Origin of the sequence: Megasphaera vaginalis (ex Srinivasan et al. 2021) (assembly GCF_000478965.1) — a bacterium.
GTDB lineage: Bacteria > Bacillota > Negativicutes > Veillonellales > Megasphaeraceae > Megasphaera > Megasphaera vaginalis.
The window spans coordinates 72,691-92,121 of the sequence record NZ_AWXA01000062.1 but is presented as its reverse complement, the minus strand read 5'-3'; the positions used below and the strand labels follow the sequence as shown (position 1 = coordinate 92,121).

Annotated in this window: 14 protein-coding genes; 2 read left to right on the top strand and 12 right to left on the bottom strand. The window is 52.0% G+C overall.

All coding sequences use genetic code 11. From position 1 onward, the window contains the following. The first annotated feature begins 207 nt into the window (after positions 1 to 207). Entirely contained in the window at positions 208 to 4,506 is a 4,299-nt protein-coding gene (locus HMPREF1250_RS10535) for a 2-hydroxyacyl-CoA dehydratase (RefSeq protein WP_036243346.1), read from the top strand. A gap of 184 nt (positions 4,507 to 4,690) precedes the next feature. On the opposite strand, the gene HMPREF1250_RS10530 is transcribed toward HMPREF1250_RS10535, so the two are convergent. The 3 genes from HMPREF1250_RS10530 to HMPREF1250_RS10520 are packed head-to-tail and all read right to left on the bottom strand — an operon-like array spanning position 4,691 to position 9,142. After that, positions 4,691 to 5,323, bottom strand: a complete 633-nt coding sequence (locus HMPREF1250_RS10530) for a response regulator (RefSeq protein ID WP_023054665.1) — start codon at positions 5,321 to 5,323, stop codon at positions 4,691 to 4,693. Next, the gene (locus HMPREF1250_RS10525; RefSeq protein ID WP_023054668.1) at positions 5,316 to 6,740 is read right to left on the bottom strand and encodes an ATP-binding protein; all 1,425 of its coding nucleotides are present in this window, start codon (positions 6,738 to 6,740) and stop codon (positions 5,316 to 5,318) included. The genes HMPREF1250_RS10530 and HMPREF1250_RS10525 overlap by 8 nt, the downstream gene beginning before the upstream one ends. Next, positions 6,737 to 9,142 carry an ABC transporter substrate-binding protein gene (locus HMPREF1250_RS10520; protein ID WP_023054697.1) on the bottom strand — a complete coding sequence of 802 codons (2,406 nt, stop codon included), beginning with the start codon at positions 9,140 to 9,142 and terminating at the stop codon, positions 6,737 to 6,739. Before HMPREF1250_RS10520 ends, HMPREF1250_RS10525 begins: the two co-directional genes overlap by 4 nt. A gap of 54 nt (positions 9,143 to 9,196) precedes the next feature. On the opposite strand from HMPREF1250_RS10520, the gene HMPREF1250_RS11930 reads away from it, so the two are divergent. Beyond that, positions 9,197 to 9,385 (top strand): hypothetical protein, encoded by a 189-nt coding sequence (locus HMPREF1250_RS11930; protein ID WP_036243343.1) that lies wholly within the window; start codon positions 9,197 to 9,199, stop codon positions 9,383 to 9,385. Between the two features lie 39 nt (positions 9,386 to 9,424). On the opposite strand, the gene HMPREF1250_RS10510 is transcribed toward HMPREF1250_RS11930, so the two are convergent. The 9 genes from HMPREF1250_RS10510 to HMPREF1250_RS10470 all read right to left on the bottom strand — a co-directional run bounded on the left by HMPREF1250_RS10510 (position 9,425) and on the right by HMPREF1250_RS10470 (position 19,418). Beyond that, positions 9,425 to 11,011, bottom strand: coding sequence for a bifunctional metallophosphatase/5'-nucleotidase (locus HMPREF1250_RS10510; RefSeq protein ID WP_023054694.1), 1,587 nt, complete (start codon positions 11,009 to 11,011; stop codon positions 9,425 to 9,427). Between the two features lie 12 nt (positions 11,012 to 11,023). Beyond that, positions 11,024 to 12,112 carry a nucleoside hydrolase gene (locus HMPREF1250_RS10505; RefSeq protein ID WP_036243342.1) on the bottom strand — a complete coding sequence of 363 codons (1,089 nt, stop codon included), beginning with the start codon at positions 12,110 to 12,112 and terminating at the stop codon, positions 11,024 to 11,026. Positions 12,113 to 12,129: 17 nt separating this feature from the next. Beyond that, complete coding sequence (locus tag HMPREF1250_RS10500; RefSeq protein WP_023054625.1) at positions 12,130 to 13,050, bottom strand: hypothetical protein; 921 nt, start codon at positions 13,048 to 13,050, stop codon at positions 12,130 to 12,132. A 23-nt stretch (positions 13,051 to 13,073) separates the two neighbouring features. After that, a complete protein-coding gene (locus HMPREF1250_RS10495) occupies positions 13,074 to 13,841 on the bottom strand; it encodes a TPM domain-containing protein (protein ID WP_023054662.1) in 768 nt (255 codons plus the stop codon). 18 nt (positions 13,842 to 13,859) lie between these two features. Beyond that, a complete protein-coding gene (locus HMPREF1250_RS10490) occupies positions 13,860 to 14,960 on the bottom strand; it encodes a hypothetical protein (RefSeq protein ID WP_023054679.1) in 1,101 nt (366 codons plus the stop codon). 31 nt (positions 14,961 to 14,991) lie between these two features. Then, positions 14,992 to 16,371: an SPFH domain-containing protein gene (locus HMPREF1250_RS10485; RefSeq protein ID WP_023054712.1), complete on the bottom strand. Its 1,380-nt coding sequence runs from the start codon at positions 16,369 to 16,371 to the stop codon at positions 14,992 to 14,994. 247 nt (positions 16,372 to 16,618) lie between these two features. Continuing rightward, on the bottom strand, positions 16,619 to 17,293 hold the full coding sequence (locus HMPREF1250_RS10480) for a metal-dependent hydrolase (RefSeq protein WP_023054640.1): 675 nt from the start codon (positions 17,291 to 17,293) through the stop codon (positions 16,619 to 16,621). Positions 17,294 to 17,308: 15 nt separating this feature from the next. Beyond that, positions 17,309 to 18,472, bottom strand: a complete 1,164-nt coding sequence (locus HMPREF1250_RS10475) for an amidohydrolase (protein ID WP_023054669.1) — start codon at positions 18,470 to 18,472, stop codon at positions 17,309 to 17,311. Then, positions 18,465 to 19,418 carry a S66 peptidase family protein gene (locus HMPREF1250_RS10470; protein ID WP_023054631.1) on the bottom strand — a complete coding sequence of 318 codons (954 nt, stop codon included), beginning with the start codon at positions 19,416 to 19,418 and terminating at the stop codon, positions 18,465 to 18,467. Before HMPREF1250_RS10470 ends, HMPREF1250_RS10475 begins: the two co-directional genes overlap by 8 nt. Positions 19,419 to 19,431 lie beyond the last annotated feature (13 nt).

Here is a 19,431-nt window from a genome sequence, read left to right as displayed (position 1 = left end):
GTTCATTGTACCATACTTTATTCTGGGATAATACCAAAAATATTTTCATCAAAAGCCTGTCCTTTCGACAGATTTTTTATTTTAAACCGTATCTATTTCTCCTCTTCACGAATTAGCTTCATATGGTATAATGTAAGATAGACTATTTCAGTATTCTATAGTCTAAAAAGTCTACAGAAAGACCGGTTATCCGGCATGGTGAATACAATGAAAAATTTACTTCATATCGGCATCGATATCGGTTCGACAACAGTAAAAATTGCCGTTCTCAACGACCTGAAGCAGTGCCTTCATGCCTGCTATGTACGCCATTATACGGACATCCGCCAAAAAGTATGGGATCTATTGGAAAATGCTTATGAAATTTTCGGCGATCAGCAGATCACCGTCGCTATTACGGGGTCCGGCGGTATCGCGCTGGCAGATTATCTGCACATCCCTTTCGTCCAGGAAGTAATTGCCGGCACCAAAGCGGTCCGCACGTACCACCCGCAGTCGGATGTAATCATTGAGCTGGGCGGAGAAGACGCCAAGATCACCTATCTGACAGGCGGCAATGAACACCGCATGAACGGCAATTGTGCCGGCGGCACCGGCGCATTTATCGATCAAATGGCCACCTTGCTCCACACCGATGCGCTCGGACTGAATGCCCTAGCGGAAAAATCGGACACGCTCTATCCCATTGCCGCGCGCTGTGGCGTCTTCGCCAAAACAGATGTGCAGGCGCTGTTAAATGACGGCGCCAGCAAAGAAAACGTCTCCGCTTCCGTACTGCAATCCATCGTTTTGCAGACGATTACCGGGCTGGCCTGCGGCCGGCCGATCCGTGGCACCGTTTGCTTTTTAGGCGGCCCGCTGACATTTCTGCCGCAGCTGCGGCAACAGTTTGCCGACACACTGCACCTCGATGCGGAGCATGTCGTCACCCCTGAAAACGCACAGGTCTACGTGGCTATCGGCGCAGCCCTCGGCAGCTTTGACGCCGCCCCCATATCCTTCATGAACCTCATGGGACAATTGCGCAGCGTTGACGAATCGACATTGGCCAAATCGGATCGTATTGAACCGCTGTTCGTCTCGCCGGAAGAACTGGCTGAATTCAGAAAACGCCACGGTTCACATACCGTAGCCCGCGGTAATCTTGCCGCATACAGCGGCTCCTGCTATCTCGGCATCGATGCCGGGTCAACGACGATCAAAGCCGTGCTGCTCAGCGAAGACAATAAGATTCTCTATTCTCATTATCAAAACAACGAAGGCAGTCCTTTACAGGCGGCAAAAGATATCATTGCGGCTATTTACAGGAAAATGCCGTCTACCGCTTTTATCGCCAAAACAGGCATTACCGGCTACGGTGAATTTCTTTTGAAAGAAGCCCTTCATATCGACTTGGGCGAAGTGGAAACAATCGCACACTACCAAGCTGCCGCTCATTTTTGCCCTGACGTTGACTTCATTTTGGATATTGGCGGACAAGATATGAAGTGCAGCCGCCTCAAAGACGGCCATATTGAAGACATTTTGCTCAATGAGGCTTGCTCTGCAGGCTGCGGTTCCTTTTTGGATACGTTCGCAAAATCACTGAACATGTCGATAGAAGATTTTTCCAAGGCGGCGCTAACCGCCTCAGCGCCTATTGATCTGGGCTCGCGCTGCACCGTTTTCATGAATTCCAAGGTAAAACAGGCGCAAAAAGAAGGCGCCACCATGGCCGATATTTCTTCCGGCCTGTCTTATTCCGTTATTAAGAACGCCTTATATAAGGTAATAAAGGTCAAAGACCCTGCCAAATTAGGCAACCATATCGTCGTGCAGGGCGGTACCTTTTACAATGACGCCGTGCTCCGCGCTTTTGAAAAGCTGCTGGGCCGCCACGTTATCCGGCCATCCATAGCCGGACTCATGGGAGCCTTCGGAATGGGATTGATCTGCCGTTCCGCTTATCATGCCGATCACGTCAAGACGACGCTCCTGGACGCTGCCGGTCTGGAGGCTTTGCGCGTCGATACGTCCATCAGGCATTGCGGTCAATGCACCAATAATTGTCTCCTGACGGTCAACACATTTAACGACGGCCGTTCCTTTATCACCGGCAACCGTTGTGAACGCGGCGCTGCCGGCTCCGTCAACGCGGCCAGAAAAGTACTCCCCAATCTTTACAAAACTAAATATGCCCGCCTGTTCGCACATTACAACCCACTTGCCGATGCGCCGCGCGGTACGGTCGGCTTGCCGCGGGTATTGAACATGTATGAAGATTACCCCTTCTGGTTTACCTTCTTTACGAAGCTCGGCTATACCGTAGTCCTTTCCGACACATCGTCAAAAGCGCTGTTTCAGAAAGCGATGGATACGATCCCTTCAGATTCGGCCTGTTATCCGGCAAAACTCGTCCACGGCCATATTGAAAACCTGCTCGAAAAAGGTGTCGACCGTATTTTTTATCCCTGCATCCAGAACGGCCCTTCCGAAGAATCGAAAGACAATACGTTCAACTGCCCGATGGTCATGAGTTATCCCGAAGTGATCCGACACAACATGTCGGAACGGCTCGCAGACAGCAACACCGTATACCTTTGTCCGTTCCTGCCGCTCCATGATAAAAAGCGCATTATTCCCCGTCTTCAGGAAGAACTTCAAGTCTGGAATCTCGGTAAGGAGGAGATCCGAATTGCAGCGACAGCTGCTTGGGACGAAGAAGAACGGTATAAAAAAGAATACTGCGACGTGACGGAAAAAACGCTGGCCATGCTTGATAAAAACGGCGAACGGGCCATCGTCCTCAGCGGCAGGCCTTACCATGTCGATCCGGAAATCAATCACGGTATTCCGGAATTGATCAACAGCCTCGGCCTTGCCGTCCTGACGGAAGACGGCGTTGCGCCTCTCGGCCGCTTTCCCGGGCATCTGCGCGTCGTCGATCAGTGGTCATATCATTCACGGCTCTATCGAGCGGCTCAATATGTCGCCGCGCACGGTAATCTGGAGCTCGTCGAACTGAACTCTTTCGGCTGCGGACTGGACGCCATCATTGCCGATCAGGTGCAGGAAATACTGACACACGGTCATAAAATCCACACGCTGCTAAAGATTGACGAAGGCTCTAATCTCGGCGCAATCCGCATCCGTCTCCGCTCGCTGCTTTTCGTCATGAACCATCGTCAACGAAGCGAAGAGATTACGGAACCTTATTCCTATGAAAAAGCGATCTTTACAAAAGCGGATAAGAAAACGCATGTCATTTTGGCGCCGGAAATGACGCCGATCCACTTTCCCCTGTTTCAGGCCGCTTTCGCCCATGCGGGATTTCATATGGAATTATTGCCTCATCAGGGTCAGGAGGCCATTGATACGGGGTTGGCCTATATCCATAATGACGCCTGCTATCCGGCCATCATGTCGCTCGGCCAGATCATCACGGCCTTAAAATCCGGCAAATACGATTTGGACAACACTTCGGTTATCATCTCGCAAACCGGCGGCTGCTGCCGCGCGACAAACTACATCGGCATGATCCGCAAAGCCCTGGCTGACGCCAACATGCCGAATATCCCCATCATCTCATTGAATACGAAAGGCTTGAACCGCCAGCCCGGCTTCGATCCGAAAATCGGTTTCTGGCATCGCCTATTACAGGGGATGATTTACGGCGATGCCCTCCAGCAGGTCCTGTATCGCACCAGGCCTTACGAAAAAGTCAAAGGGACTGCGGAAGCGCTCTTCAAAAAATGGCAGAAAAAGTGCGCCGCCGATTTGATCAAAGCCGATATCGCCACATTCAGGAAAAACATTCACAATCTCATTGAAGAGTTTGACAACATCGGCATGACCGGCGAAAAGAAACCGCGCATCGGTTTGGTCGGCGAGATCTATGTCAAATTCCATCCTATCGCCAACAATCAAATCGTCCGCATGATTGAAGAGGAAGGCGGCGAAATCATCGTCTCCGGACTGGCCGACTTCTTTTACTACGGTCTTTTGGACAGCCAGTTCCGCCATAAATATCTTTCCGGCACGTGGCTCTCTTCGGCAGCCAGTAAGATTTCCGTCAAACTGCTCGACTGGTATCGCAAGCCCTATGCCGATGCCGTCAAAAAGAGCCGTCATTTCGACAGCATTACGTCCATTTACGATATTGCCGCCGAAGCGAAAGAATTCCTCTCCCTCGGTCACGTTGCCGGCGAAGGCTGGTTTCTTACGGGCGACATGATCGACCTCATCAAACGTGGAGCCAAAAATATCGTCTGCCTCCAGCCTTGGGCCTGCCTGCCGAATCATGTAACGGGCAAGGGCATGATCAAGACCTTGAAGGCCGCTTTCCCCGATACGAACATTGTTGCCATCGACTACGATCCCAGCGCCAGTTCCGTCAATCAGACGAACCGACTGAAACTGATGCTGACGACGACCTTTGAAAGCATTCGGGAACCTCTGGCCGAAACGGAAAAGCCGACGATTCCTTTCTTGAAAGATGTCCGCATCAACAGCACGTTAAAAAAATAACGGGCCTAATACGCCTTGCCGTTCAAACACTTTGGCGTGACCCGTTCTCTCCCGGTAGGGCACTGCAACTGCAGTGCCCTATTTTCGCGTAGTCATTTCAACCCTTGCGTTCAAGGCAGCTATTCTTTATAACGGATAGCTGCCTTGAACGCAAGGGTTGTAAAATTTACGGTCCTTCCTTTTTCTATTCTCCCACTTCCGGATCAATATACCCCCGATTCGCCGCCTCGACGGCAAGACCGACAATGTTCTTGTGACCCGTTTTCGTCAGCATATTGTTAATATGGAAATTGACAGTACTCCCTGCGATCCCCAACGCCTGCGCCACTTCCTTCCGGCTCATATTTCGACACAACAGAGACAAAATTTCCATTTCACGCCGCGTCAGCCGGGCGTCATAAAAACCGAAGCCGAAAGACTCCTTGCCGTCCGGAAGAGGATAGACATGTTCGCCTTCCATCGTTCGCCGTATGCAGGAAATAAAATCATCTGCCGAGCCGTCTTTGTAAATAAAACTGTCGGCACCGGCTTCACGGGCTTTCTGAATAAAATTCCATTCGGGAAACCCTGTCATCAAAACAACTTTAAGATTCGGAAACTTTTTCTTCAGCCGTTTCGTCACAAAAAAACCTGTCGTTTTGCTCTCCATGCAAATATCCATCAAAACCAGATCGGGGGCTTTCCGGCTGCAGTAAATCTCCACCAGATCAGGCAAAGTGATGCTGCCGACGACGGTCACCAGATCACTGCCGTGAAACAACTCGGCAATACCGTCAAGCAATATTTTTTGGTCATCTACGATCAATACCTTAATCATCGCTATTCCTCCCTTCCGTTTCACGCTCTTTCCGGAAAACCGCGACCAACATAAAATGGGGCTGTCCTTCAAGCCGCAACGTACCGCCCGCCCCTTCGACGGCCTGGCGTATGCTGCGCAGCCCTTGTCCGGGAACGATTGCGGCGCAACCTTCACCGTTATCGGCAATCACGATCCGATACATCTCTTCCGATTCTTCAAGTTGCACCGTAATAGCCGTCGCCTTGCCGTGAAGAACGGCGTTTGTAAAAGCTTCCCGCATCGTACGGACAAAAATGCCGGCATATCGTTCGTCTTGCGGTAACTGGCCGTCAATAGCGATGTGAATACCGATACCGCAATAGGTCTGCAACAACTGCTTCAATAATTGCTTGGCAGAAATCGTAATTTCCCTGCGAAGATCCGTCATGACGCTGCCGACAAGGGGAATAATGCTTTGGTAGTCACTGAGTCTTCTGTTTTTGAGAAACTGTTGGAATATGGTAATACGTTGTCCCATGAGATCGTGAATATTGCTGGCGACTTCTGTATACGCCCTGCCTTGCTGTACTTTTTCCAAATTTTTGAGCGAATTTCTCAAAGCGTGGCTGTTCTGCTCAAAAAGGTCATTTTGCACTTCCAATGTCTGATTCAGCGAGTCGAGCAATGTCACATCAATGGCGGTTATCTGTATGGCTTGCTCCTTACCCCAATGCAGAACGGTTCGGGAAAATAACTTGCTTTTCCCGTCAGGGAAACGAAACAAGATCTTATCTCCGTAGTATTCCTTAGTGATCCCATAGGAGCCGGCAAAGCCGAGAAGGCGACGCCATAATTCATGGGCATTGCGAAAATGCTGGTTAAACAGCATCCTCATCAAATAAAACATCGCTTCGTTGATCAGCAGCCCCTTGCCGTCTATCGTCGCCAGCATGATGCCCATAGGCATACTGTCGATAGCCTGCTGGATGGAATAGGCCGATAGGCTGTCTGCCTGTATTTTCCTGATATGTCGCCATTGCCGCCAACTGTAGCAGAGGGAAAAAAAGAGGGCTCCTAACAGCGGATAAGGCATGAAGTGATCCCAAACGGGCAGCGACGCGACTGCGGCGGCAGGAATCCAACGGATACCGGGGCACTGGTTCCACCAATAAACACATTGCAGCAGGCAGAGGATGACAACGGCACTGCGAAAGGTATCGCAAAAATCAATAAGCAAAAAATTTCCCTGAATGCTGGAATAGGAGAAAACAAAGACAACAAGTGTCGAAAAGGGCAGCCCCATGACGGACATATCCCAACAAAACCGTCTTGCATTCCGATAAGAGGAAAGGGACCACCCTTCCTGCCAGGTCAAAAACTGCAGCAACAACACGACCATGGCGGCCACTACCAAACAGGCGCGCCACGAAGAAGGATATAGAAAAATTTCCGTCATATACCTCCCTCCTCCTGCACCACATCAATTCCGCACAGTCCGTCTTCATCGTGCACACAAATCCGCACGTTGCTGTCCGGACCGTTTTTCTTGACATACAGCGACTGCTGTTGCAACCACGGTTCCGCAGCTGCGAAGCGAAAGGTCATGCAGATGCTCTCTTTTTTGTAAAAAGTGATCATCAGCGGCGCCGACCGATGCAGTATCGCCTGTTCCAAAACATTCTCCATAATATCATAAAAGCGCAGCGCCGTTTCTGTCGGCACCTCACCTGACAGATCATAAAGGACGGCGCAGGAGATTCCCGCTTCATTGGCATACTTTTTACTCTCTTCTACGGCAAGATGCAATTCCCGAGCCGCCAAAACCTGCCGCTCCTTCCCCCGCAGCAACATGACACAACGTTTTTTCAAAAAACAAGCCAACAAATTAAGCCGACGAATAGCCTGAAAGAACTCGGCAGAATCATCATCTCGTTCCAAAACAGCCAGATACTTCATGAGTTCTCTTTTCTTTTCGGCAAAAACGGCTTCTATTTCATCGTAAAGCCGTTCTTTGGCCCTGAATACGCCTGATTCGAGCTGCAGTTCCCGTTCCTGCCCAAGAAGGCGGTAAGATTGTTGCAGCGCTTGCCCGATATGAAGAAGCTTTTCCTGTTTTTCCTGAAGCTCACTGATATCCTCTTCCCAGCGTATCAGACCGCCGCGAATGGGCAGTTCCGACTGGCGTACGATACGGCCTTCCGTACCGGCAAAACGTGACGAAAAAGCGATTTCTCCGTCTTTATGCATAAGCTTCATAGATAAATCGGAATGGACGAAGAGGTTGATATAGCCCTGATTGGAAGGAATAATGCCGCTCCACAAGGCGCCTTTCAAAAAGAGCAGCAAGAAAAAAACGATGACCGAAACGACCTGCGTGCGCCTGAAAGGCGTAATTCCCTCAATATACGCATAAAGGTACAGCGCCAGCAGCACGATCAGCACGATCAGGACAATGACTTTTTTCTTCAGCACTCGCTGCCTGTGAGCCTTATACATCATCCAACCGACGGCGCCGAAGGCCTGCGCCGCAATGAGCAGCAGGAAGAGCGGATGCAAGGCGCCGTAGCCGTAATTATGCTGATAATGCAGAAAATCGTCTGCAAAGGTAAAAACCAGTTGATGATAGTCATTCGTCAGATAAACGAGCGATACAACCCCGTCGACACCGGCCAGATATTTCAACCAGCGCGGCGGCAGCGAATCATCGACATCACGATCTATGCTATAGGCGATCCAAAGCAAAAAAAGGGTGATAAGCAGTTCAAAAGGGCCATACGTATACCAGAGCAGCCGCAGCAAGGCCCCTGCAGAATCGTTCAGCAAATATTTCAGGATGCGAATACCGATGAACAGGGCCAGAACCGTTCCCAATCTCAGTACGGCCTTGCGCACACCGCGCTGCATGATCCGACGTTCCATGTGGCGGGTCAGAAACAACGCAAAAAACGCTAAGGGAAAGCAAAAGAAAATACTTTCTCCTACGATGCCGATCTTTACATATTGAGAATGGCTGATAAGCGCTTGCTCCTCATCGTCCAAACGCAAACTTTCCTGTAAAATCAGTTGTTTATCCTGTGCCGACAGCGGTTGCACCTGCGCCGGGCGATGCTGGCCGTCGTACCGTTCCGGCCATTCGTTTCGCAGAACTTCCCGCAAAACAGCTTCATTAATAGGCAGTTCGCTCCGTGCCAACAACCCCTTGGTAAATACGAGAGTTCCTTCAGCCGGCACGATGACCTCCAACAAAGCGCCCTGGCTGCGAAACCGCTCCGCCTGATGATCGAAAAGAATATACGCCTCCGCCGCACCGTCGGCAACGGGACTGAAATATTGCAGTCCCGACGTCCCGTATTCCCAGTGAATCAGTCCGGCTTCATCCATTTGCCGTAAAAAATCGAATCCTTCATCGCCGGACAGCTGGTGCGTCAGACCGTAGGTCACCGCCATGATAATGGTCGATAACTCCAACTTCTGCACTGGCAGCTGTACGTAGATTTTTTTCTTCAGCAAATCATTCCAACCGGTAATTTCCTCTTTACAAAGATTTCTGTCGACAGCGATGACGACTGTCGTTTCATAGTGAGGATACCAGTATAAAGGGGTTCGGGCCTTGCCGTACGCAGCAGCCTGAAAGTCGAAAACCTCGATAGCCGTAACAGCGGACAGTTGATCGGCCAACTGCATCTCTGCACCTTCCACGCGATACTCCGTGCCGGTCAATGAAGCCGCCAGCGCCGTGCCATAGCCGTCATCAGCTGTATTGTCATACAGCACAATCTCCTGCCCCGCCGCCGTCAAGACGGCGGCAAAAAGGAATACCCATACGAAACTCGTCAAGATACGATAGAACCGAGCCATAGATATCCCTCCTTTGCCTTTATTATACGTGAATTTAAAAAAGTTATCTATAACATGTATTTCCGATCGGCACGGCCGAAATCCGTATCGCCTATATTGACTCGCAGCGGCACGGTTCCGACGGCTGAATGCGGCTTTCATTCCCTATATGGCGATGCACAAATAAAGAGCGCCGAAAATTTGGCGCTCTTTATTTGTGTGTCGCAAAACCGTCATCATATCTGCAAAGCGCTTTTTGTCTGATACCTGTTCCCTGCAACGCCTGCCGCCAGAAATAGCCGATTACAATAGCGTAATACGGCCCTGGGGCGAACCGTAGCGGCTGTCAATCCGGCCATTTAACGCCTCGGTCAGATAATGCTCTACAGCGTCCGTATCCACGTAGCCAATGATGCTGCTCGTTCCTTTTCCGGGAATCGTCAAAGCTCCGTAAGCGTCACCGCCGCGGCAGATGAATTCAAACGTTGCCAATCTGTACGTCGCCTTGAGGTCAAACGGCTTGCCCCCTACTTCATGGATCGTAACCCGCGCGCCGGGACGACGCGGCGCATAGGCAGTAGAATGTTCGTATGCCGGCCCTCGCTCGTACGGAACCTTCGTATTGACGGTCATCGTCAATCCCGCGATCTGCGGAAAAGCCCCCATCGGTTCCGGTATTTCAGCCGTCGCCGCTTCCATGATCTCTAAAAGAGTTTCTCCTGTAAGGCTGAGCGTACAGATTTGGTTGCCGTACGGCAACACGGCATGAATATCGCCGACAGTAATATTGCCGCTTTTGAGGGAATCGCGCAAACCGCCGCCGTTGACCAAGGCCGCGTCGACCGGCGTCCCGAAGGGATCTGCCATGCGGGCCTGCCAAAGAACGGCGTCGGCAACAAAGTCGCCCAAGTTCGTTTCCATCGTTCGCACGCCTGGTACCCGGTTGCCGTTCAACAGGACTTCACTCCTGCCCAATTCACGCGCCAAGGCTGCCGCCACGGCGGCGGCTTCGGCATCGATGACGGCCTTCGTCGCTTTATCTTGACGCCTGCCGGCACTGTACGGCAGTAACTCTTCCCGCCACAACCCGCCGTCGTGGCTGATCTTGCCGATATTCTCCGTGTGGCAGCCCGCTTCCGCCAACAGCGTACCGTTGACATAGGCGTTTTTGATTTTATGATCGTGGCCGTCAATAAAAATATCAATACCGTTGACGTGCTGCAACAGATCTTCGGACCGATGGCCGCTGCTGCCGGGGTCGCTGCCCAAATGCCCCAGAGCAATAACGACATCGCAATTATCTTTTCTCAGCAGATCCACTTCATGCTGTGCATTTTCATACAGCGCCCGGTCATTCAAAATCGTCAAACCGTAAACGTTCTTCGGATTCGTCGAAACCACGGTATCCGGTGTCGTCAAGCCGAAAATCCCGACTTTGACGTCGCCTTTGTGAATCATCATCCGCGGCTGCACCAGGGTCCTCCCTGTTGCCGCGACGAACACATTGGCCGAGATGACGGGAAACGAAGCTTCACGGACACGCTGCAACAGGACGTCCTGTCCGTAATCGAATTCGTGATTGCCCAAGGTCATGGCATCATAACCGGCCTTGTTCATAATAGCGATGGCCGATCTGCCTTTGCTGAGATTGACGAGATTATTATCCTGAATGGCGTCGCCTCCGTCGACAAGCAAGACGTCACATCCCTGGTTCTCATACTCCTTCTTCAAAGCCGCCACGACGGCCATCCCTTGTTCTGTTTCCGTCATCTGATCAAAACCGTGACTGTCATTCGTATGAAGAATGACGAGATTCGACAAGTCCGCGGCCATGGCCGGCCCCCACGCCAGCAGCACGAATGCAGCCAACGCCGCTAATTTTCCTTTCATCACATCGACTCCTTATAATTCGTCGCAAACCCGATATATCATCTGCCAAAGTCTTTTTTCGTCTACCGTCTTGATAATGCGCGCCGCTTGCGTTCCTGCCGGCGCTGCGCCTCTGTATGCCAGCGACTGGCCGTACGACGGCGAATACGTGTCATTAATATCGACAAAGCATTTCTCTTCTTCCAAAATCAGCGACGGATCGATAACGATAGCGGCGGCAATCACGTCCCAGACGTAATTATTGAAAGCCGCACCGTCCCGCAGGAGCGGATACATCCAGTGATGTTGCCACATGTCGGCAAAAACCGGATTATGCAGCCGCGCCGATATCTCCCGGAACTGGGTCTGCGTAATATGAACTTTTTCGCAAACATCCAACGGCACGATCACCTGTTCCCCAAAAGGAGCACGCAATGCCGTCCGTGCCGCTTCCGGATCAAGCCAGAAATTAAATTCCGCTGCCGGCATAACATTGCCGCCGACAAAGAAGGCGCCGCCCATGTAGCACACCTGTTTGACAAGAGGGGCTATTTCCGGGGCCTTCTGCAAAGCTGCCGCCAAATTGGCCGCCGTTCCGATAGCGACGACGGTCACGTCGTGAGGCCGGGCTTTGACGGTACGAATAATAAAATCAACGGCGTCATCCGCCGCCGGAACCGATTGCGGCCGACGATGGAATTTGGCCGCATAGGCGTCCTGCCAACTTGCCGGCTGCGCATATCCCGCAGCGCCGAGGTGACTGTCTGCGCCTCGCCCGAAAAGCATCTGCTCCGCTTGCAGAGCGGCAAAACGGCCGCTTCGCGTCGTTCTGTTTCGTCCCATATAAACGGGTATTTCTTTTTCTTTGCCGATTCCTTCAAGCTGCCGCAAGGCGCTGGCCGTTCCGTCTTCTACCCAAGTATTGCCGATAACGACGGTGACGCCGAGAAGCTCGACCTCTTCAGAGCGAGCCAGCATCAGCATGGCCATACCGTCATCAAAAAGTTCGACCATATCGGCATCAAGAATGACCGGTTTCTTGTCTTGCGCAAAAACTGCCGATGTCAGAAAACAGAACATCATGCCAACTAAAATTGCCGTGAGAAAACGGTTCTTCATCATATGTCTCCTCCATTCGGTTACGAAAGTGCGATAAGGCAGAGATGAAGTCCTTCATAATCGGTGACCAGCGCGATGGTATTCTTTTCCAACGCGTAAATACCGTAAGCACCGCCCTTCATCTTAATATCGTTTTTCGTCAGCGAGCCGACGAAAGAGCCGTCACGCAACCGATACACACGCACCCCGTCTTCCCCTCTGCTATAAATGCACAGATAGTCTTTCGTTACAGCGTAGTAAAGGGCGCTTTCTTTATAGGGCCCGTACGTATTAAGTACCTTTCCTTCCAAGTCCATCTGCGTGATATTCTCGAACTTCCGATCTGCGCCTTTCTCCCTGCCGTCCGTATAGATCGTATTGTCTTTGATCGCACACCAAGTAGCGCCGGAGAAGGGAGGATCCGGAACCAACGGTTCCTTCGCCGGCGACACTTTACCGTTGTCGACGCCGACGATATAAATCTGTCCCGAATTGAACCAAACAACGCCGTGCTTGCCGTCTTCCGCCGGAACAAACCAGCCGTAATCTTTAAAGCCCGTTTCATATTCCTTGCCGTCTTCAATATATTTCAACGCTTGATCTTTTGTCTTGAAATATAGTCTCTTGCCGTCCGTTCCGCTCAAGGCGCGGACATTTTGGGCTATAACACCGTTGTTCTCTCCAGTTACCAGTTTTTTATCCTTAATCGTAAATTTCAACAGTTCGTTTTGTTTGGAAAGAAAATACATGGCATTATCCTGCCAAATAAGGGTACTGTTGGAAAACTGCACCTTAACATCCGGCCCTTCCATCGCCATGACGTGAGCGTTTTGATCACCGCAGTTGAGGGCCGTGCCGTCTTTCGAGACCATGCCGGTAATACTGTTGTCGCCACATCCGGACAGCATCACCGCCGCCGCTGCCAGCGCACTGCACAACACCGTCTTAAGCCACATTTTCATCTGTTTCACCTCTTTCGGCCGGCTTAAAATTTACCGCCTCCGCCGCCATGTTCGCTGTCGGCAGCAGAGTATCTGCCTCCTCCGCCGCCCTTCTTTTGTATCGTTTTGACATGAACATCTGTATACAAATAAATATCATCGGAATCTGTCAAATTGAAGCTGCCGTCTTTAATATATGCGTCTGCTGATACCTGTTCCTTAACATTACTCATGGATCCGACCAGCCACTTCCGCAAACCGAAAGTCAACAACCCGGCGCCGCCTAGGGCTATAACCAAAGGAAGCCACCAAACTTCGTCGTTCCATGCCATGGCCCGCCCATTTTTCTGATAGAAACTCATCAGCGTATCTGCTGTACCGGCATATTCCGTAAACGCTTTTTCATACTTTCCTTTCGATAATTCCGACACGATGTTTTCTTCCATTTTATCGATGCCGAAGGCATCGGTAATTGCCTGCCGTGCCGTATTATCGGTAGAGATATACCAGTCTCGTGTACTCATAACGATCAGCAGCACCATCGCGCCGCCTTTGGCACCGCGATACCGTTTATCCAGGATTTCGTTGGCTAGCTTCCCGACTTTCTTATCACCTGCCGACTTCATCGTCACAACGGCAACGTTCATCCCATATTTGTCGCTCACCTGATCAAGGACTGCCGTCACGCGTTTTTGTGCCGACGCATCCAGCAGATTCGCTTCGTCCACCAATCGGGGCGCCGCCGCAAACGAAGCCAGACTCAACAGAAAGATAAAACACACCGAAAAGAATAACGTTGTTATTTTTCTCATCTACGTCCGCCTCCTTCGTCATATGATCAGCGACGTAATGCCGTAAATAGCGATAAAAGAAGCGATGAAACCGATGATGGAATAGTTTCGCAGCTTACCTTTGTCAATGGGCAGACTGCCTACAAGCCTGCCGGTCTGTCCGTTCATCATAAAAGTATACGGTTTATTCTCATACCGCGTCGTCAGGATCCAAACAGGTACTACGGCATACGAAACATTGCCGCCGACTTTGACAATGTTGCAGGATTCGCGCCGTACGGCATCATATCCGTTAACGGTCCTTTTCAACTCCTCCGTCATACTGTTCGTTACCCGTTCATCAGCTCTGCCAACGGAAGCAGCGGCATCGACATCATACTTGTCGGCAATATAGCCGGTAAAATAGGCCTGGGAAAAGGGCTGCATTTCCTGATAATCGAAAGGCTCAATACTTTCCATAAACGTATCATCCATTTTAGTACTGCCGTCGACGGGAATCCTTTCAAAATCGGCGCTGCCTTTTCGGCGACAGCGGTAGACTTGGGTTTCCGTAATTTCTTTATCATCTGTCGTGGAAACGGAAATACGTTCGGCCGAAAAGGTCATCGTTCCCGACACGGTCGAATCAAAGAGCCAGAAAGGCACGTAGAGTCCCTGTATCTCTTTCATGCGATTGTTACTCTTGAAATTGGACGGCAAGAGGCGTTTCTTCCCGTAAAATGCTTTAAGAGCCGCAACGGCGTCTTCCTTCGTCTTCTTGAAAGGAATGACGTAATCAGGCTTCAGCATGCCCGCGAAACGGTTCGGCAACATCGTCGGATTGCCGCAGTAACAGCATTCCGTTGCCATCGTCGATCCGTCCGTAACCAATTCGGCGCCGCAAGACGAGCAGGTGAACACCTGAAAAGCGTCAGTCTCGCCGCTGTCCCATTCAGACCCGGCCTCCTCGGGCTTCCATTTCGTTTCTTCTGCCGCTGCATTCTGCGCGGCAATCTCTTCCTGCTGGGAAAATAAGGTTTCAATCGTCTTTACATCGAACTCGGAACTGCAGTATTCACAGCTTACTTTTTCCGCTCCTGCCTGAAAGTTGAGGGGTCCGCCGCATTTAGGGCATTTATAACTTACAGAGGTATCGGCCATCACGCTCACACCCTTTCACATACATCATCAGCTATGCTTTATCGTTATCGTCAAAAGGATCGCCGCATTCCGGACAGAATTTCGGTGGATGATGGGGATCATCGGGCTGCCAGCCGCATTTATCGCAGCGGTAAAGAGGAGCCCCTGCAGGCCGCTTCGCACCGCAAGCGGAACAAAAATTGCCTTTGTTCATCTGTCCGCACGCGCAGGTCCAGCCTTCAACCGTCTTCGGCGGCGGTTGCGGCGAACCGCAATTGCTGCAGAACTTTCCTTGATTGCCGCCTTGCCCGCACGTACAAGTCCAGCCTCCGGCAGGCTGCTGCGCCGCTCCCGCTTGTCCCATCGGGGCAACACCGCCGCCTTGCTGTTGCGCCATTTGCTGTTGCGCCATTTGCTGTTGTTGACCCATAGCATACAAATTTCCCGGATTCATGCCGCCTGCCATACCGGCCATGTTCATGCCCATAAACGCAAGGGCCGGACTGCCGCCGCCTTCGTTGGACGCTGCCAACGTCATCGCTTCCGCTTGCGCTCCGACGAGCTGCGCAGCTGCCAACGTGGGATTGGTAAAAGCCGCACGCTGCTGCATGGACAGAATCCGTTCCTCCGCCTTCTCATCGGCCTTGACGCTGGAAATACCGAAAGAAACGATTTCTATGCCGCGCAAATCCCGCCATTTACCGCTCAAGACCTCGTTCAATATCTTCACAAGTTCGTCTGTATGCCCCGGCAAAGCACTGTAACGGATACCAGCTTCAGAAATCTTCGCAAAAGCGGACTGCAGCGATGTGAGCAATTCCGTTTTCAGCTGTCCGTCAATCGTTTCCCGTTCATAAACGTCGTCGACATTGCCGCACACATTCGTATAAAAAAGAAGCGGATTCGTCAGCTTATAGCTATATTCGCCGAAACACCGGATGGTGATGTCGAAATCGATGCCCGCCCGTTCGTCAACTACGCGGAACGGAATGGGCGAAGGCGTACCGTACTTGTTCCCCATGATTTCCTTCGTATTGAAGTAATAAACGCGTTGGTCTTTACCGGCACCGCCGCCGAAAGTAAAACGTTTGCCGATATTTTTAAAGACGGAAACGACAGTTTCCTTCAATTCACCGGCGAAAATAGACGGCTCCGTCGACGAGTCATAGACGAATTCTCCCGGCTCCGCCGAAACTTCCACGATCTTGCCTTGTTCAACGATCATCATGCATTGTCCTTCATTGACGGCTACGACGGAACCGTTTGTAATGATGTTGTCTTCGGCGCTGGTATTGGAACTGCGGCCGCTCGTCCGTTTTTTCCCTTTGCTGACGAGAATTTCCGGCGGCATTTCTTCACCGTAAATGTACTCTTTCCATTGATCGGCCAAGACGCCGCCCGTCGCGCCCATTACTGCTTTGATAAGTCCCATAAAGGCTCCTCCTTTCAAAACGATACCGGTGTTGACAATAACTGTACGAAAAACACGTTTCCTGTTTATAGCATACCATACATGTCCAAAAAAGTCCCCCATATTTCCAACAGGAGAACAACTGTTTTTTTGCAATGGAAAGCCGATTCCGTTGTCGAAGCTGACCGGCAAAAAACAAACACCATTTCCAACATACAGCATTGTTGAAAATGGTGTTTGTTTTTAGTCTCTTCGCGCTGCGCCGCCGTTAGGGTAAAAGCAGGGTTCCGCCCGGTTCCACAACCAGTCCCCGCCGTCCGTATTGCGTTGTCAAAGCCTCGACAAAGGCCTGCGGATCCTGCTCAATGACCGGCCACGTACCGTAATGAATGGGGATCGTCACGTTTGCCTTGACCCAGTCTGCCGCCAAGAGAGCATCTTCCGGCCCCATCGTGAAGTTGTCGCCAATCGGCAATAAGGCGCAGTCGATATCGCCAAAACGATTCAAAAGCTTCATATCGCTGTATAACGCCGTGTCGCCGGCAAAATAAACCGTCTTGCCGAAGAAGGTGATCAAAGCGCCTGCCGCATGACCGCCGGGAACGCCGGCTCCATGAAAAGCAGGCACGAGTCGCAGGGAGCCGAAAGGAAAATCGCTCTTGCCGCCCAGGTGCATGGCATGTGTGCGCAAGCCGGCTGCCGCACCTTTGGCGGCCACTTCGGCGGAAGCGATCAGCAGCGCATCATTTCTGCCGCCAATACTGTCCGCATCGCCATAATGATCGTGATGTCCGTGACTGACAAAAATATAGTGACAAGAAATATCTTCGGCTGCGGCCTTACGCCATGTATTGCCCGTAAAAAAGGGATCGGCAATCAAGGTTACCGCATTGCACGATAATGAAAAACAGGCATGTCCGTAATACGTCAAACGTACATCCAATGGTATCCGCTCCTTTCACGTGACATCATTAAAACAAGGGTTTTCCGCCTTTTCCAACATCACGTCTACAGCGACGCGCGCCATGGCTTTCGCTCCGGTGACGGCCTGCATGAGGCCTAAGTCGCTGATCGCCGCGGCGGCAAACTCCGGCGCATGCGCGCCGATGTGATAGCCGATACAGATCTCCGGCTGACTGGCCCGCGTCGCCTGACTGACATTGCCGACATCAGTCGCCCCTTCGGCAAAGTCATCATCCAAAACGGTAAACTCTTCATATAACTCGCTGAAGGCTTCAGCAAAATAGACATCCAGGCGCGGATCACTGCGCATTTCCTTATACAGCGGTTCATAATGGACCATCTCGACAGAAGCGCCGTGCCGTGCCGCCGTTTCCTCCGCCAGGTCGCGGATCTGCGGCAGCATTGTCTCTTCCAAATACGCCGCCTGCAGGGCGCGGATCGTCGCCTTCATGACCGCTTTATCAGGCACGATATTCGGCGCTGTGCCGCCATCGGTAATGATTGCGCCAAGCAGATGTTCTTCCGTAAACTGAGCGGATAATGCTTGTAATGCGCCGTAAAAATCGACTAAGGCATCCAACGCATTGACGCCGTGATACGTTTTATCAGCAATATGCGCCGCTTTGCCCGTAAAGGTGAACTGCAGCGGATGTGTCGCATAAGAAGTGCCGCCTATAGCCGTACGATCCGTTGCCGGATGAATCAGCAGCGCCGCGTCCATCTCGTCGAAAAGACCCCGTTCGCTCATGTATACTTTGCTGCCTGCCGTCTCTTCGGCAGGACAGCCGAAAACATGCACCGTCGCTTCCTCTGCCGCAACGGCAGCAAAAGCTAAAGCGGCACCGACGCTCATGGCGGCAATCAAGTTGTGTCCGCAGCCGTGTCCGATTTCCGGCAGAGCGTCGTACTCGGCCAAAAAGGCGATCTGTTTGGCGCCGTTGCCGTAAACGGCGTGGAACGCCGTAGGAAATACATCGGCAATCGGATTATCGACGGCAAAGCCTGCTGTTGTTAAAATTTTCCGTAAATAGGCCGCCGCCAATTCCTCCTGGCCGCCCAATTCAGGATGCTCATGGATGTAGACGGCAATGCCGCGGATCAGATCTTCCAACTCATCGACGCGACGGCAAGCGGCGTCTTTCCTTTCTTTTTTATTCATGCCTTTGCTCCTTTACCTTTTCTATTGTAAGCACCGCTTCCGAGACGCCTACCTCCATGCGTGCCGGCACGCCGAATGGCAGCCAGGCATTGTCTTTCTCATGCCCTGCCGGCACGCCCCAAAGCGCCGGTTTTCCCCATCGCTCGGCATAATACGCAGCCACTTCTCTGACAGTGAACTCGCCGTCCCTGCTTTCTGTCGGCATACAATCATGAAAGGTCCCGAACAGAATGCCCGCTGCTCTCGCGATCAGCCCCGACTGCTCGAACTGACGCAACATGCGGTCGAGAGCATAGGCATCTTCCCCAATTTCCTCCAACAACAGCAAGCCGTCAGTGCCGTCCAACGCGTACGGCGTACCGGTCGTCACGGAAAGCAGCATCATATTGCCGCCGCATAACGTACCGGACGCCGTCCCCGGAACCAACGGCTCCAACTGCCGGCCCGGCGGTAATTGCAGGGGGCCTGCCGGCACCGGCTCCTGCAATCCGGCGGCAAACTGTCCCAGCGTATAGGCCGTCGGCTCCCTGCCGAGAGACAAGGCCATGGGACCGTGAATAGTCGCCATGGCGCAGCGTTGGCGAAAAACCGTGTGCAGAGCCGTAATGTCGCTGAAGCCGATAAAAAGCTTCGGATTGGCGCGGATCCTGTCGTAGTCAAGCAAATCCAAAAATCGTGTCGTGCCGTAACCGCCGCGCAGACAGAGGATCGCCTGCACAGCCGGATCGGCAAAGGCCCATTCCAGATCGCGAGCCCGCAATTCGTCACTGCCGGCAAGATAGCCCCAGCTTTCTTCGACAGTACGCCCCAGAACCGAAACATAGCCGAGATCGCGCAGCACCTGTTCCGCTCCCGTCACCGTCTCGGCGGCCAAGGGGGCCGCCGGCGCCACGATTGCAACCGTATCGCCCTGCCGCAGGCCTCGTCCCAGTCTATACGATTCCATAATCTTTATCCTT

Bases quoted from the DNA above. Each gene is read 5' to 3' on its own strand.
- HMPREF1250_RS10485 (WP_023054712.1), bottom strand. From the start codon at position 16,371: ATGGGACTTATCAAAGCAGTAATGGGCGCGACGGGCGGCGTCTTGGCC.
- HMPREF1250_RS11930 (WP_036243343.1), top strand. From the start codon at position 9,197: ATGTATTTCCGATCGGCACGGCCGAAATCCGTATCGCCTATATTGACT.
- HMPREF1250_RS10530 (WP_023054665.1), bottom strand. From the start codon at position 5,323: ATGATTAAGGTATTGATCGTAGATGACCAAAAAATATTGCTTGACGGT.
- HMPREF1250_RS10510 (WP_023054694.1), bottom strand. From the start codon at position 11,011: ATGAAAGGAAAATTAGCGGCGTTGGCTGCATTCGTGCTGCTGGCGTGG.
- HMPREF1250_RS10500 (WP_023054625.1), bottom strand. From the start codon at position 13,050: ATGAAAATGTGGCTTAAGACGGTGTTGTGCAGTGCGCTGGCAGCGGCG.
- HMPREF1250_RS10520 (WP_023054697.1), bottom strand. From the start codon at position 9,142: ATGGCTCGGTTCTATCGTATCTTGACGAGTTTCGTATGGGTATTCCTT.
- HMPREF1250_RS10505 (WP_036243342.1), bottom strand. From the start codon at position 12,112: ATGATGAAGAACCGTTTTCTCACGGCAATTTTAGTTGGCATGATGTTC.
- HMPREF1250_RS10535 (WP_036243346.1), top strand. From the start codon at position 208: ATGAAAAATTTACTTCATATCGGCATCGATATCGGTTCGACAACAGTA.
- HMPREF1250_RS10495 (WP_023054662.1), bottom strand. From the start codon at position 13,841: ATGAGAAAAATAACAACGTTATTCTTTTCGGTGTGTTTTATCTTTCTG.
- HMPREF1250_RS10490 (WP_023054679.1), bottom strand. From the start codon at position 14,960: ATGGCCGATACCTCTGTAAGTTATAAATGCCCTAAATGCGGCGGACCC.
- HMPREF1250_RS10470 (WP_023054631.1), bottom strand. From the start codon at position 19,418: ATGGAATCGTATAGACTGGGACGAGGCCTGCGGCAGGGCGATACGGTT.
- HMPREF1250_RS10525 (WP_023054668.1), bottom strand. From the start codon at position 6,740: ATGACGGAAATTTTTCTATATCCTTCTTCGTGGCGCGCCTGTTTGGTA.
- HMPREF1250_RS10475 (WP_023054669.1), bottom strand. From the start codon at position 18,472: ATGAATAAAAAAGAAAGGAAAGACGCCGCTTGCCGTCGCGTCGATGAG.